Annotated in this window: 7 protein-coding genes; 3 read left to right on the plus strand and 4 right to left on the minus strand. The window is 65.4% G+C overall.

All coding sequences use genetic code 11. The features are described from left to right. The first annotated feature begins 239 nt into the window (after nucleotides 1-239). From CCN72_RS24495 to CCN72_RS24505, 3 genes are read left to right on the plus strand one after another with little or no spacing between them, the layout of a single operon-like run. Complete coding sequence (locus CCN72_RS24495; protein ID WP_086809642.1) at nucleotides 240-605, plus strand: hypothetical protein; 366 nt, start codon at nucleotides 240-242, stop codon at nucleotides 603-605. Beyond that, nucleotides 595-4,878, plus strand: a complete 4,284-nt coding sequence (locus CCN72_RS24500) for a DUF6531 domain-containing protein (RefSeq protein ID WP_279630276.1) — start codon at nucleotides 595-597, stop codon at nucleotides 4,876-4,878. The genes CCN72_RS24495 and CCN72_RS24500 overlap by 11 nt, the downstream gene beginning before the upstream one ends. Beyond that, a complete protein-coding gene (locus CCN72_RS24505) occupies nucleotides 4,875-5,336 on the plus strand; it encodes a hypothetical protein (protein WP_086809644.1) in 462 nt (153 codons plus the stop codon). The genes CCN72_RS24500 and CCN72_RS24505 overlap by 4 nt, the downstream gene beginning before the upstream one ends. A gap of 269 nt (nucleotides 5,337-5,605) precedes the next feature. On the opposite strand, the gene CCN72_RS24510 is transcribed toward CCN72_RS24505, so the two are convergent. The 4 genes from CCN72_RS24510 to CCN72_RS24525 form a co-directional block, all read right to left on the minus strand. After that, the gene (locus CCN72_RS24510; protein ID WP_086809646.1) at nucleotides 5,606-9,370 is read right to left on the minus strand and encodes a caspase, EACC1-associated type; all 3,765 of its coding nucleotides are present in this window, start codon (nucleotides 9,368-9,370) and stop codon (nucleotides 5,606-5,608) included. Then, entirely contained in the window at nucleotides 9,367-9,783 is a 417-nt protein-coding gene (locus CCN72_RS24515; protein WP_086809648.1) for a hypothetical protein, read from the minus strand. The genes CCN72_RS24510 and CCN72_RS24515 overlap by 4 nt, the downstream gene beginning before the upstream one ends. A 596-nt stretch (nucleotides 9,784-10,379) precedes the next feature. After that, nucleotides 10,380-12,641, minus strand: coding sequence for an nSTAND3 domain-containing NTPase (locus tag CCN72_RS24520; RefSeq protein ID WP_244174433.1), 2,262 nt, complete (start codon nucleotides 12,639-12,641; stop codon nucleotides 10,380-10,382). A gap of 1,149 nt (nucleotides 12,642-13,790) precedes the next feature. Continuing rightward, nucleotides 13,791-15,878 carry a ParB N-terminal domain-containing protein gene (locus tag CCN72_RS24525; RefSeq protein WP_244174434.1) on the minus strand — a complete coding sequence of 696 codons (2,088 nt, stop codon included), beginning with the start codon at nucleotides 15,876-15,878 and terminating at the stop codon, nucleotides 13,791-13,793. Nucleotides 15,879-15,957 lie beyond the last annotated feature (79 nt).

Raw genomic sequence — 15,957 nt, forward strand, 5'->3', positions numbered from 1 at the left:
CAGGAGTAGGGCGGGGCGCACACCCTCAGCTGTACGTGCGCCCCGCCCTACTCCTGCTTACAGGCAAGCCCACAACCTTGATGTATCAGGCCAATTAGTTGCCAACTTGGCTGAAAGTGGTGAACTCTGCCACATCGCCACTGCCGCCGCGGACCTTACACATGCCGTCAAATGGCCTTCCCTTGACCCCCTTCCCTTAAGGTCGGAATTCGCGGTTGTCGATCGAGGGGGAGGCGGCGATGGGTGACGGCAAGGTCCCCGGCAAGGTTCTGGACATCAAGACCGCCGACATCAAGGCGGCGGCACCGGCTTTCCAGCAGGGAGCCATCGATCTGGGAAAGGCTCTGACCACTCTCATCGAGACCTTGGACGGCCTCGGTGAACCGTGGGGCCATGACGAACCGGTCAAGCAGTTCGCCGGGGTCTACAAGCCGCACCAGAAGTCGATCGAGAGCGCGGCGGGCGTTCTGGTGCTCGGGCTGACGAGCATTCACGAGGCCATGGTGGACCTGTCGGACGGGCACGTGGACAACGACCAGCTCATCGCCGGGATGTTCACGGAAGTGAAGATCCATAAACAGAGTGACGGTGCCGGTGAGCGTTGAGGACAAGGCCCGCCACGTTCTGCTCAAGATGGGCCTGTGGTGGCCGGAGGCCGACTCCGGCAAGCTGCGGGACGCCGCGAAGGCCTGGCGTGCGTTCGCCGATTCGGTGGACGACGTCCGCTCCCCGGTGCACCGCAGCGCGTCCGGGATCATCCACAACAACACCGGTGAGTCGATCGAGGCGTTCGACAAGTTCTGGGGCCGCTACGCCAAGGGCAGGGACGGCGGCTGGCTGAGCGATCTCTCGCACTCCTCACGGCAGATGGCCGGCATGCTCGACAAACTCGCCGACGCCATCGACGACGCGATCAACAAGCTCTGGACCCGGATCGCCGTCGACGCCGCCGTGATCGCGGGCGGTATAACCCTGGCCGTCATGACCGCGGGTATCGCCTCCGGGGCTGCGGCGGCCGCGGCGGACGCGGTCATCGAGTTCGGTGCCACGGTGGGCGTCGGGGTCTCCGCGGCGGTGGCCGACATCACCGCAGCCGCCTTCGTCGGTGTCGCGTTCGGCGGGGTCGAGTCGGTCACCGTCGACGCCGCCCTGGCCCAGCCGCTGAAGATGGTCACCGGTCTTCAGCACGGCTTCAGCCTGGACGAGGTCAACCAGGCCACCAAGGACGGCATGATCTACGGCGGAGCCCTGGGCGCGGGCGGCGACCTGCTGAAGGCGAGCATGGAAGGCGGACTCGCCGACACCACCCCGCTGCTCCTGCGCCCGCCGTCGCTCCGCCCCGACCTGGTCGATCTGGGCCCTGCTGCCCGCAACGCCGAGCGCACCCCGTGCGTGGGCGAGCCGGTCGACGTGGCGACCGGCGCGATGCTGATGACACAGACGGACCTGTCGCTGCCGGCCGCTCTCCCCTTCGAGTTCACTCGCACCCACCTCTCCTCCTACCGCGGTGGTGTCTGCTTCGGCCCGACCTGGATCTCCACCCTGGACGAGTGCCTCCAGATCGACGGCGAGGGCGTCGTCTTCGCCGCCGCCGACGGCATGCGCCTGGTCTACCCGGTGCCGGAACCCGGCGTTGCCGCGATGCCGGTGAAGGGCGCCCGCTGGCCCCTGCAGTGGGACGGCAGACCGGACGGCGCGATGACGGTCACCGATCCGTCGACAGGCGTGACCCGCACCTTCGCCGCCCCGGTCCCCTCCCCGTCCTTCGGCGTCTTCCACCTGGCCCTGGACTCCTGGTCCGACCGCAACGGCAACCGCATCGACGTCGAACGCGACGACGAGGGCGTCCCGTTCGGCATCCGCCACTCCGGCGGCTACTACATCGCCGTCGACACCCAGGGCCCCCGCATCACCGCCCTGCGCCTGCTGGACGAGCCGCCCTCCCGCTACCACCCGGCCGGCGCACCCGACGAGGGCACGGTCGTGATGCGCTACGGCTACGACCACGCCGGCAACCTCACCGAGGTCATCAACTCCAGCGGCGAACCCCTGCGCCTCACCTACGACACCGAGGGCCGCGTCACCCGCTGGACCGACCGCAACGGCACCTGGTTCTCCTACATCTACGACGAGCACGGCCGCGTCGCCCGCACCGAAGGCATCGACGGCATCCTCTCCGGCACCCTGACCTACGACGACACCAACCGCACGACGACGTACACCGACTCCCAGGGCCACGTCTCCGTCCACCGCTACAACGCCGAGGGCCTGGTCGTGGAGGAGACGGACCCGCTAGGGCACACCACCCGCACCGAGTGGGACGAGCACGGAGCCCAGCCACTCGCGGTGACAGACCCCGCAGGGCACACCACGCGGTACACCTGGGACGACGCCGGCAACATCATCGAAGTCACCTTGCCTGACGGGTCTGCGACACTGGTTGCCTACAACGGCCTGGGACTGCCGGCCGAGATGGTCGAGCCGGGCGGAGCGGTCTGGCGACACGCCTACGACGAGCGGGGCAACCTGCTGACGACCGTCGACCCTCTCGGCGCTGAGACACGGTACGCGTATGACGCGGCGGGTTGCCTCACCACAATCACGAACGCCCTCGGACACGCCCGCACGATGGCGTACGACGCCGCAGGCCTGCCCGTCGCGGTCACGGACGAACTTGGCCACACGACGACGGTCCACCGCGACACCTTCGGTCGGATCATCGAGGTGATCGACCCTCTTGGCCACGTCACCCGCCTGAGCTGGACGACGGAGGGGAAGCCGTCCTGGCGCGAACTGGCCGACGGAACACGCGAAGCGTGGGTCTGGGACGCCGAGGGCAATCTGCTCAGTCATACGGACCCCGTCGGAAACACGACCCGCCACACGGCGAGCCATTTCGGAGTATCGGCCACCCGCACGGACCCGGACGGCGCGCGGTACGAGTTTGCCTACGACAGCGAACTTCGCCTGACCACCGTCACGAACGTGCAGGGCCTGACCTGGTCGTACACCTACGATGAAGCGGGACGGCTGACTGGAGAGACGGACTTCAACGGCCGTACTCTCACGTACGCGCACAACGCCCATGGACAGCTGGCAGCCCGTACCAACGGCGCTGGACAGACGCTGCGCTTCGTACGGGACCCGCTTGGCCGGGTTGTGGAACAGCATGCCGACGCGGGCGGCGTCACGATGTTCGCCTACGGCTCCGACGGCAGCATGCGCCGTGCGTCCAACTCGGATGCTGAGGTGACACTGCAACGAGACCTGCTCGGCCGAGTGCTGTCGGAAACCGTGAACGACCGGACGACCACACATCTTCATGATGCCGCTGGTCGCCGTACCCGACGGGTGACACCTTCCGGGCTGGTCTCCGAGTGGACGTACGATCCGGCGGGACGCCCGCTCACCCTGCGATCGCCCACGGGCGCGCTGGACTTTGTCCACGATGCCGCGGGCCGCGAGACACGGCGCGACCTCGGTACTCGGGCGACGCTGACCCAGACATGGACCATGACAGGGCTGCTGACCAAGCAAACCCTGACCGCTGCCCCGGACCGCCTCCTCCAGCACCGGACGTGCACTCACCGAGCAGACGGCCATCTCACCGAAATCCGGGAGCTGACCTCGGGCACTCGCCGCTTCGACCTGGACGGAGCCGGCCGCGTCACGCGGACGCGTGCTCACGGCTGGAGCGAGACCTACACCTACGACGCGGTGGGCAACCTGGTGCATGCCATGGCGCCCGGCCATGAGGCAGCCGGTGAGCGCAGGTTCGACGGCACACTCGTCCGGACGGCCGGGCGAGCCTCGTACGACTATGACGCCGAAGGCCGCCTCGTCCGCAGGACCCGAAAACTCCTCGATGGGCAGATTCGTGCCTGGACCTACACCTGGAGCGCTGAGGATCGCCTCACGGAGGTGATCACCCCGGACGGCAGCCGATGGCGGTACGCATACGACCCGCTGGGGCGGCGCATCGCCAAGCACCGCTTGACCGAGGAGGGTTCCGTGACCGATCGTACGGAATTCGTCTGGGACGACCTGTGTCTGGCCGAGCAGACCACGCCGGATGGCTGGGTCACCACCTGGGATTATGCGCCGAGCAGTCCCCGGCTGGTCGCCCAGACGATCCACAAGCCGATCGCGACAGCCGACAACACGTCGTTCCTCGCGCAACTGGCGGAGGAGTCGGCCCCTGAGCATGGCGCCAGATTTTTCAGCGTCGTCACCGACTCCGTCGGCACTCCCACGGAGCTCGTCTCTGCGGCCGGTGAGCTGGTCTGGCAACGCCGTACCGGCCTGTGGGGCACCCGTATCCCGGCTGCGGACAAGGCCACAGAGTCGATCGACTGCCCCCTGCGCTTCCCGGGGCAGTACGCCGATTCCGAGACTGGTCTGCACTACAACCTGCACCGGTACTACGACCCCGAGACAGCGCGGTACATCAGCGCGGATCCATTGGGTCTTGTCCCCGCTCCCGATCACTACGCGTATGTGCCGAATCCGCTGAGCTGGAGTGACGACCTCGGTCTGGCAGGAAAGGGGCCGACGGGGCCCTTGAACCCGCTGAATTTCGGGCAGGGGTACACAGGCCGGCGCGACCCCTTCCCCGTGGGTAACAAGGGAATGGACGTGGAAATTCATGTCTACGACAAGTCCATGCGTGAAGTCGGGCTGTTCAACAGCCAGGGATGGTTCAATAAGCATGGGATTAAAGCTGCGGACGTTGAAGTCCCACCCGCTGTGGAGAACGCCATCAAGGGTCGGATGATCTACGAACTGCGAAAGATCGGCCGAATCGGACCCAAGGGGACCGAAGACATCAGCGGGGACAAGTGGAGGCGGCCGCCTCTCGCTGCGGAAGGTTGCAAATGAAGTACGTTACGGCCGTTTGGGATGATGGCGGGTTCTACGTCGACCCCAGGGCATATTTGGCCGAACTTCCCAAGTTTCTGGATCAGTTGCCGGACGGCGCAAGGGAATTTGCGTCCGATCCAGCACATTATGCCCTGGGTCACGGCAACAGCCGCTGCGTAAAGGACCTGGAACTGTCTGCTGTTCGGGTAGCTACCGATAAAAGTGGAAAACTGATACTGGAATTCGCCCCGAACCAGTGGAAGCATGACGTCGGGCTGCGTATCAGCTATTCAAGGGTGAAGCACTTCTCTATCGACTATGCGCACGCCGTCGACTGGATGCTGGTCGACACTGTGCTCCTCGATGAGATTCTCCCGTACGAGGACGGTGGTTGCACGCATGAAATCGCGCTCACCGATGCGTCGATCACCGTCCATTGTGAGGATCTGAAAGCTGTTTGGGGAGACGCCGACTGAGGAATCAGTCGAGGGCGCCGGCCGGCCACCTGTTTGCCAGACGACTTGGTCCCGTGACCTCACGATGACTTCGGCGCGTGGTTGTTCTTCTCATGGAGCGCGACTCTGAGCGCGCCCATGGCAGGCGCGAGTCCCGGGTCCCAGCCCGCGTCGACCGGGCGACAACGGCGTCGTCGGCCGTCTCCCGGACGGCCGACGGCCGGACCATGGTGATTCCGTGCAAGCGCTACGCGCCGGCCTTCCGCCGGGGCAAGGCGCGGGGGCCTGGCTCACCCCCGATGCTCGTCTGTCTCGTACAGCCTCCAGGCCGGCCATCGAGCGGCTTCGGCTTCGCCGTCCCCACTGCCCAGCAGGTTCCGCCGGTGCAGCATGAGCCGGAGATGGCGTGCCGCGTCGGCACCTTCTTCGACTCCTCTGTCGAGTAGTACAGCTCTAGGGATGGTGTCGCCGACGCCTCGCACCAGAACATCTGCCGGATGCCCGTGAACGGTCTCGTCCAGCGTGACAGTGGCTCCCGCCTCGCGGGAGAGGACCTGGTACAGGCGTTTGAGCAGTGCGTCTTCGCTGCTGTCACGCGGAGGCACGCCGTCGCGCTCCGCGGCCTCAAGCAGCGCGGCGCCCACGCCTCCCCGTTTCCGCCAGCGCTCCTTGTCTCCCACCACGATGAGGTGACTTCGCGCGCGGGTGACGGCGACGTTCCAGAGGTTCAGCTGTCCGCCGACCCATTCGACGGCACCGGGGTGCATGCCGTCTCCGGCGACGAGGGTGAACACCATGACATCGCGTTCGCCACCCTGGAAGGTGTGTACCGTACCGATGCGCAGACGCTCCTCGTCGTACGGTCGCAGCCGCCTCCGCAGCGCTTCGGCTTGCGGCGCGAAGGGAGTGACGACGCCGACGGTGGCTTCGGGCGGCAGCTGTTCCAGCAGGTAGTTGACGCTGTCGTGCGCTTTTCGGAGCTCGTCTTCATTGACCCAGGAGCCACCCAGCGAGGGGCGGGTGGCTCGTCCGGGCACGTCTGTCCAGATGACGGCGGGACGCGGCAGAGCGGGTCGGCCGCGGGTGTCGGTGAGGACGGTCAGCCCGCCGTCGTAGAAGAGGTCGTTGGAGATCGCGGCGATGTGCGGGTGGCAGCGGAAGTGTTCGTCGAGAAGCAACGTGCCGCCTGCGGAGCGTTCGGCGGCATGGAAAGCGGAGTGGCGCCGATAGGCAAGGTGGTGTTTCTCAAGCCATTCGGACCGCAGCCCATTTCCGCGGCGAATGAGCGCCTCGCGGTGCGGGCTGATCTTCGTGATGTGTGTGAGCTGCATGGGGTCGCCGATGACGAGGGCGCGCCGTGCGCGGAAGAACAGCGGCAGGACATGCGGGATCGCGCACTGGCTGGCTTCGTCGATGACGACGAGATCGAACAGGGCCGGGCCCAGAGGGAAACGCCGGGCGGAGAGACTGGTGACGGCCCACCCGGCCACCGCGGGCGTATCCGTCGAGCTGTCCGAGCGGCCCAGAACCTTCCGCATCTGCGGCCAGTCGCTGCGATTGTGGTCCTGAGCGGTTAGTAGATCGAGGATGCGACGGCGCCCAGCCAGAGCGGCGGTTTGCACCTTGGTGGCGAGAAGAGCGCGTGAAGCGTCCTGAACGGTGTTCTCGGCGTCGCGCAGTGCCCGCGTGAGCGATGTGTCGTCCACGGAGGCCGCGTGCTCTCGCCCGTCACGCCATTCCGTCTCGGCCGCGGCGAAGCCGGCGAGCGCGAGGCAGCCCGCGACGGAATCGCCGTCGTACCCGTCCAGACCGGCCCCGCGCAAGAACCGGGCCCGGCGCCACGACCCGAGGAAGCGCGCGCGGGAGAGGCGTCGCGCCTTGTCCCCCAGCTCCCTCGGCCGGGGCAGATGACCGAGCAGGTCCTGGAGTTCGGCGACGGCGATCCCGAGCTGCTCCGCGTGGTGGTTGCGGGCCTCGCCGGCCCGGCGGAGCCGCAGCTCCGTCTCCGCGATGTGCGCCAGGTCCCGCCGTACTTCTGCCAGCCGGTCGGCGGCCAAGGTGGCCGCCATGGATGCCGTGGCCACGGTGGACGACGGCTCCGGGCCGGTGCGCAGTGCGTGCAGCGCGGCGGCCTCGTGCTCCGCATTGCTCTTGGCGTTCTTCCGCGCCGAACCTGTCCGTACGATGCTGCCGGGCACCAGCGTGTCGCAACGGCGCCAGACCTCGTCCACGGCCTCGTTGTTGGTGGACGCGACCAGTACGGTCTGACCGGCGCAGATCGCGGTGGCGACAAGATTGGCGACCAACTGGCTCTTGCCGGTGCCGGGCGGGCCGGTGGCCACCGTGAGTCGGCGGGTCATGGCGGATCGGAGCACTGCGGTCTGCGCCTCGTTGCAGGGCAGCGGCGTCACGAGGCGCGCCGGTTCGGGTTCCGTGTGGCCGAGGGCTCGGTCACGCTGCGAGGCTTCGGGCGTGAGGGCGCCGAGGGCGGTCTTCTCGATCTGGTCGGTCCGCTTGGCGATGTCGGCGAAGTCGTTGAGCAGGCGCTTGGTGAAGCCTGTCTGGGGGCGCGCCGAGAAGAGGACCGCGGTGTTGCGGGCGCCGTGGCCGGGTGTGTGGACGTCGATGCGGTCGGCGAGTTGGTCGGGCCGAAGCTCCTGAACGCACGGCAGCTCGAACTCCTGCGTAAGGAGGTTGCGTACCTCCAACGCCATACGGTCGTGTTGCCCTCGATGCCAAGACGGCTGGAACGTGTCGATGAGCTGGGTGGCCTCCTCCTCGCCGAGCCAGTCGAGAGCCAGCTGAGGATGCGGCTGGACCGGACCGTACGGCTTCAGCCTCACCTCGCCCTCGCCATGGACGATCTCGACACGGCGTACCAGAAGCGGCGCGAACTTCGGGTGCCGCCAGGGGCGTCCGGAGCGCGGCCCGGTGAGGACTACGGCCGGGTAACCCGCCCAGAGCTCCGCGTCCTCCCCGGCCGCCGAATCCACTAGCGAGGCCGCTTCTTCGGGGAGCGCCGTACATCCGTCGTCGTCCACGTCGCCGGAGATGAACCTCTCCGCGCCGTCCAGGCATACGTACGACGTGTTCTGGTGGCCCACCTCCATCAGAGGCGTCTCAGCGCCTTCGGCCAGAACGCACTCGCGGTAGTAGTCCAGCAGGCCGGCCCAGGTGGGCTGTGTACGAGCGGACTTCGCGGAGTGCGGCTGTGGTGGCTCCTCGGCGCCGGGGCGGGGTCGCGGGACCAGGGGATCGAGGATGGGGGCCCGGCCGAACGGGCTGTCCGCGATGACGATTCGGTCGTCGACGCCGAGCGCGGAGTGCACCGGCACCTGACGGCCACCGTCCTGGGCACGCATACGCCGGTTCACATAGTGGAACAGGTCGCTGACCTGTACTTCCTTGCCGCCGTCCTTGCTGACCTTCCCCGTGCGCAGCGCCTCGATGACCTCACCGGTGAACGCCGAGGGCTTCACGTCATGGCCGTCGCCCGCGTCGGCGAACGAGTCTTCCCCGGCCCGTGAGGACGACAGGACGTACACACCCCTGCTGGTCAATGGGGGCCGCTCGCCGGATTTCGCCACGGAGCTGTCAGGCCGTCGGTCCGACGTGCGCAGCCCCATGGCGAACCCGCCGCTGCGACAGCAGTCGATCATCACGATCTTCTGCGGTGCGACGCACTCTTCCAGCGCATCATTGAGGAACCCGGCGCTGACACTGGTCGCGGCCACTCTGTCGTAGTCGGTGTCCTTGGCGACGAAGTGGAACTCGCCGCCGTCCCGCACCGTGCGTACACCGTGTCCGGAGACGTACACGAGCGCGAGCTCGTCCTCGTCGCGTTCCTGAAGGAACTCGCCGATGACTGCCCGCATGTCGTCCGCGGTGAGATCGCGTTCCGGCTGGACGGAGACGAAGTTGCCGATGCTGCGGTGCTTCAGGACCTGCGCGAGTCCCCATACGTCCGCTCGGGCGGAGGCGAGTGGCGAGAAGCGGCTGTCGTCATAGTGCTCGTTGCCGATCAGAAGAGCCCGGCGCTTATGGAGGCGGGTCACGGTGCGCTGTCATCCGGTTCGGGGCCGTCGTTGCCGGAGATCCGGTCCTGGAATTCGCGGACCATGCGTTCCTGCGCGGCGTCGGGGCGCCCGGTGATCTCGATGGAGTCGCCCGCGATGGTGACCACGACCTTGCGGTGCCGTTCCTTGGCGCACCACTCCTTGATCAGGGTGATCAGGACCTGGGACGCCGGGCGAACGACAGTGGCAGTGGTAGCGGCCCAGAGAGCCACCTCGCCCACGCCCGTGCCCTTACGGCCCGGTTCGGCGGGCCCGTCGGCATCATGAAAGCCGACGACGAGACCGTCTGCCCTTTCCAGGGTGTCGTGCAGATTCCGGGTGAGGCGCTCCTGCCGGAGTGTGTCGCCGCCTGTGGGCACGGTGAGTGTCCACTGCGGTCCCCCGTCGCGCATGTGCTGCTCCTCGCATTCGCCTGTTCGCTTGTCCGGTCTGTTCGGCGACTTTGGCACGAGGACGTTCGCTGGTGACAGCCGGGGGCAAGGGGAGGAACGGCATCCGGCCACAGTGCCTCAGCCGCCGCCCTTCGCCTCGGTGCTTAGGCTGCGCCTTCCCCTCCTCGCCGGCGTTCCTGGTGATCAGGACAACGGCGATCAGAGCCACGCTGCGGACAGCGAGCCGGCCCTCAGGCGAAACATCCCTCCCATTGGTGCGGCCCATAAAATCAAACCGGACCCGGTGCTGATTCCTCAGCACCGGGTCCGGTTTGGTGTTACGGCTGTCGGGGTGGCGGGATTTGAACCCACGACCTCTTCGTCCCGAATGAGGTTCGGGCGGGATCGACACCAGGGGATTTGATGTTTTGCCTGGTCAGAGCGTTGGTGTCCGGTGGCCTCGAACGGTCTAGGGAGGGCTTGGGTAGTGGGTTGGCTCCCAGATGGCTCCCAGGGGAGCGCCCTCCATGACTGCCGATTCTCCGTCCGGAGCGTTGCGAAGCCGAGCAGAGTCGCGTACTCCCGCGTCGACTGGTTCTGCGCCGTCCCTGAAGCGGTCAGCACTTGTCGTTGAGCCTCCGCATCAGCTCGGTGACCAGGGAGTGCTTGTGTGCGGTGTCGGTACGCTCGCGTTGCTGGGCCTGATGCTTCTGGAGCCGCACTCTCCGATCCGCCTGTTGGGCGGCGGCTGCACGCTCAACTCTGCCGTAGACGATGGCGAACTCCTCAGGCAGCATGTCCTCGGCTCTTTGCGCCAAGAGGAAGCCCACCAACTCCTCCAACGGCTCCAGTGCTGTGTTTTGGGGTTCGGCTTCCGGTTCCGCGGCGACTTGGCGCAGTTGCTGCAGAGCGCACTGGACCAGCTCCTCGGTCACCGGTTCAAGGGACGCGCCGGGCTTCCTGCGCAGCCAGTCGTACATCGCGATGGACCGATCCCAGTCGCCAGCCTCGAGGCTTTCCAGTAGCTCCCAGTGCATGGCCTCGGCCAGCTCCTCCCAGAACTGCTCTGCGAACTCCTCTGGAACCAACGGGCTGGTGCTGAGAGAGTCAGCCAGGCTCTCCAGGTGGGCGAAGTGCTCATACGAGGTGAACGGGGAGGGTGCCTCCGCCATCACATACGCGGCCAGCATCGCGGAGTTCAACAAGTTAGCCGTTTCCAGCACCCATTGAAGATGGGTGGACGTGCTGTCGTCCTCGTCCGACGGCCCGGTCCAGACATAGTCCGCCATCGCCCGGACGAGAGGGACCACAAGCGACTCGTGCTCCTGCAACCGTGCCAAAATGCCTGCTCCATCGGCCATCCGCGCCGCCTCGACGAGCCGGTGTACCTGGATCGTTGAATTGGGGCTAAGTGCCTTGAGCAGTTCTGCGAAGTGTGCGCGACCGGCGTCGAGGTGGAACCGTACGTAGTCTTCGATCGACGGATTGTGGAAGGCCACCTGCCCACGCTCTACCGAGACCATCGTGCCGTCCAACACCTGGATAGCCCTGCGGAAGGTCCGCCCGTCCGCTGCCTGGCCCATCTCCCTGCGATATCGGCGCCAGGACTTCTCCAGATTTGCGAGGTCAGCGGATTGCCATGTGAACAGTAGTTCGAGCAGGTGGATAGCCTCATCCGTCAGCTCGCTCTCCACGATGCGTTCCCAGACACGCCGCGGGTCGTCCAAGTTCTCTAGCATCGCTGCGGCGATGTCTTTCCCCTGGCGACTGGACAGCCTCAGTGTTTCCTCGACCAGACGCGGATTGAAGTTCTTGTGCCGGACTACCGGCCACCAAAGTTCCGGATCGGCGAACCGCCGCTTGTCGTCAGTTTCGAGGGGAGATCCATGGACGTGGTTGTAGAGGATCTTGCCCCGGACCACTAGATCCAGGTCCGTCAACTGGATCACGCTGACCGCGTCCGACACCTCCGGTGCCGCCAGTCGGTCGTGACGAAGACGTGCATGCTCCAGCAGGTAGTCGCGGGTCGTCATCACCAGTGCTTTCCCCGGCGCCTCCTGGATCTCGCGGATCACTGACAGTAGGCGGTTGTCCTCGTTCTTGGTCAACGGGGCCTCCAGGGTCGTTCGCCCTAGAAAGTCGTCGTATAGGAACGCCTGCCGAGCGTCGTCACGCCACAGGGTCCCGATCTCGTCGATGTCCTGGGAAATCTCGTGGACCTCGTAGCCGTTGCCCATCAGCCAGGCCGCGAGCATCAGTGCCACCGTTGTCTTGCCTACCCCGGGAATGCCGGCGATGACACAGACCCGCTGGGAGTCCAAGAGCTGCCTAGCTCGTTCAAAGCCTTCGTGCGGGACGAAGGTGTCGGCGACTCGTCGTAGCCGTTTCTGCAGCCAGGACGAGCGCAGGTACTGGTCCTGATTGAGTACGGTCTGAAGGACGGTCGTGCTGCTTAGCCAGAGCCGAAAGTGTCGTCGGACCAGGTCTGGCCGGCGCAGTAGCTCGGCGACGATTTCGTCAATGCCGTATAGGTCGCCTGTGCCGCGTATGTAGGGGGCGAAGGCGCCCCGGAGCTCTTCCTTGCCGTCGACGGTCAGGCCGACCGTCGTGGCGACGATGTAGCGGTCGGGTGCCAGCGCATGGACCTTAGGCAATTCATCCTTGATCAGGCGTCCGATCAACGTCCTCTGGCGGGCGCCCGGCCAGTGCTTGCACTGAACGACGGTCGTCCCGGTGGGTCCAGTGTGTCGCAGGTCGATGCCACGGTCTCGGCCGCGAGGGAAGATCTCCAGCGGCACACCGAGGACATCGCTGAACAGGTCACGGCAGACCACCTCGAAGTCGTGGTCAGTCAGCCGCCCCAGCTCGAAAGAATCCATGTAGTGACCCCCCGTGATGTCGCTTCTGGTCCCCATTCTCTCCACGGCGGTCAGGGGACTCGACACGGGGGGAGGGGCCTTGCTCCTAGAAGCTTCGCGTGGTTTACGCAATCTCGTACCTCCTCCGACCGATCGAGGCCCCTAATTTTAGCTGTGCTGGTAAAGAGAATGAACGCATGAAAAATCGCGGTTCATCCTATCGGCGGGGTCTGTGCTCAAGTTTTCGCTGTTGGAGTACGGCTGGGTGCTGGCGGCAGATCGCTCACAGCAGACGCGAATGAGTGGATATACCGTCGGACGCCATGGCAACCTAAAAGTGCCGGCGAAGATCCTGGGAATCTTCTACGTAAGGCGTCGCGCGAGGCCAGTCCTCGCCCCAGGCATCGTCGCTGTATAAACGGTCTCGTCGGAAACTGAGCGGGACAAGGCGGATCAAGCGCACGGGAGTTCAGTCGGTGGGTTCAGACGACCCAATTTCCCAAAGGTTTCATGCCTCGCTGCCATCTAGGCTTGCTGAGCTACCTCGTGATCACCGAGGTTACCCAATCACATATGTCACGGTGATCCGCTCTGACGGGCGCCCAGATTTCACTGAGGTTGACGGTGCTAGACGGCTGGAGTGCATCCGTGACGAGCTTTGCGGCCTGTGTGGTCAAACGCTCGGATATTGGCGAGCGGTGATCGGGGGTCCGTTGGTCATGAGGAGCCGCTTGACGCTCGACCCTCCTATGCATGTTGAATGCGCGACTTTCGCCGCTACTGACCCGGTAAGCGGATGTCCGTTTCTGCTGCATATGGGATTCGCTCGATATGCAAAATCAACCAATGCAAACCAGGGGGCGCGTCCCCGTCGCATGTTTCTCGCCAAGACTCGGTCTCACGAGTTGAAGCGAGACGGTGCTGATGTGCTAGCTCATTGCGCGCCGTTCAAGGAGGTGTGGGAGATCCTAGCTGGAAGCCTGGTTAAGCTTCGAGATACGGCGTCCTGGCCCTAAGCGGCAACTGGGGGCAGGGGGTGGAGGTCAGCCAGTCGTCCTGTTGGCGCCGGCGCGGCCGTTGAGAAGTTAGGACCGCAGTCAGGCTGGGACGCCCTGTGATGCCGCCTTCGGCATCACAGGGCGTCCCAGCCTAAGCCGACATCCTTGATGATCAGTCGCGATCCGGAGCTTCATCTAGGCTCGACGTGTCATCCAAATCCAGTTCAGATTGGACAGGCCGACCGGGCTGGGAGGTCCGCCACGCCTCGAACTCCTCATCCGATACTTCGAACCAGGTGCGCAGCGCCTTCTTGAGCGCACGGGTGGCCAGTTCTGTGGCCTTTTCCTCCCGTTTACCCGGCCCGAGGGTGGGCTCACTGACCTTGAGCGCGTTGGACTGCTGCTTGGTGCACAGGTCGAGGTAGAGGCGGCGGGACTGGCCCAATCCCTTGTCGAACGCCGTGCGGTCGATCAGCCACGGCGCGATGTGTTGCCACGCCGACGGGGTGGCAAGCGCCTGCAGCCAGAAATACCGGAAGTACACCGCGTTTGGTGTGTCCATGTTCACGATCTGGTTGATCGACTTGCTCGCGTCCTTACTGAAAGCGTTCCGACGGTCGTGAGCCTTCTTGCGGTCCAGCTCAAAGAACGCATTCCAAGCGTCGACGAGTGATGCCGCGAAGGCGGGTAGATCTTTGAGGTCGGCTCCCCCCGGCTGGTTCTTTCGCATCTCCCACAGAGAGGCGAGGGTCATGATCATGCCGAGCTGGCAGGCGTGCGTGTTGAACACTGCGAACGCGGATTTCGACTGCTTAATGGCGAGGGGAGTCGTCGCGTTCAGGTAGGCACGGGCACGGTGCTCCTCGAACTCAGCCTCCTTCTCCCTCAATGCCTCCCAAGCCCGGATGACATCCGTCTTCACCGGCATTTGCCCCGTGCCTTCGGTGCGCCGTCGTTGGTACTCGTCGTAGCTGTCGCGCAGGGTCCAGTAGATCCCCACACCGCCGAAGAGGGCGTCATACGCGAGTGCCGAGTGGTTGTGGGTTGTATCCCAGCTGTCCTTGAAGGTGGCGAGGCCGGCGGCATGAGCCCGATAGGGTTCCGTCTTGGACAGAAGGGTCAAAAAGGCCGTCCCCCAGGAGTCCATGAACCGGCCGACCAGCTCCTCTGCGCGGCCCAACGGAAATTCCGTCTCTCCGATTGCTTCGACGGAGTAGTGGCGTCCGCCGTCGCTGAACTCGGGCGGCAGCAAGCTGACGAGGTCGAGCTGCTCGCGCATGAAGCTGTCGCGGTCCTCCAACTTTTCCCTACCGCCGAACGGTTGCGCCAGGTTAGTCAGGTACTTGGGCGGGCCGAAGATGCATCGCTTGACGACCATCTTGAACAGGTGAATGTTCGTCATCACGGACCAGCGTGCGGGACGGCTTCCGTTGATCTCGGGGTTGTCGTACTCCACTGCGTAAAGTGGCAGCTGGTTGTCGGCCCGGCCACGCAATGCGCTCAGGAGGCTCCGAGTGAGTACGTTGGACAGCTCGCCGTCGGACAGCAGGATGATTCGAGACTCGCTTGGCGGCCGGGCTTCCTTGTTGACGTCGACGAAGAGCTTGCGGGCGGCTTCGTGGGGACGTGAGGACTCGCCGGTTTCCTCCGGGAACCAGCACACCGTGACGGGCACTTCGATCTTCGCCAGGTCCCCCTCGGTGACCTGGTGGTCCCGCAGTAGTTGCTCAACCTGGTGCTCATAGAAGGGCCGGAACTGCATCCCAGCGCCCTGCCATGAGCGGGACAGAGTGCGTTCCACAGCCAGCAACCCCATGGCGCGGTGCTGTCCATCGAGAACAACCAGACTCGACTCGGACTGGTTCCACCACAGCTTGCCCAGATTCGCGGGGTGCAGGTTGCCGTCTTCCCCGAGAAGGCGGTGGATACGGAACGCACTGCCGGCCTGTTCCTCCTGCCAGCGCGCATCATCGTGGTCCACCGGGATGGGTGCCCCAAGTGCTGGGAAGGTAGTCGGCTTCTTGGCCTGGAAGGGCAGCAGCACGGCGACGATCGGTGGAAAGAATGCCGGCCCCGTCATCTGCTGCTTGAACAGGTACGGAATCAGCTTGCCGGCGACACGGTGGTCGTCGAGGTCACGCTGCAGCAGCTGGTTGAAGTCCAGGTCCCCAGGATCCATGACTTCGCGAACGGGTGCGAGGCTCTTGGTGAGCTGCCGTTCCGGCGCGTCGGCGTCTCCACCGAGCCTCGCCTTGGTCATGATGTAGTCGACTCGGCCAGCCGGAGTGTCGAAGCTCCCCCAGGTTCCCTGGACGAAGTCGCGGAACGTGAGCTTGGAA

The organism is Streptomyces murinus (assembly GCF_002154555.1).
GTDB lineage: Bacteria > Actinomycetota > Actinomycetes > Streptomycetales > Streptomycetaceae > Streptomyces > Streptomyces murinus.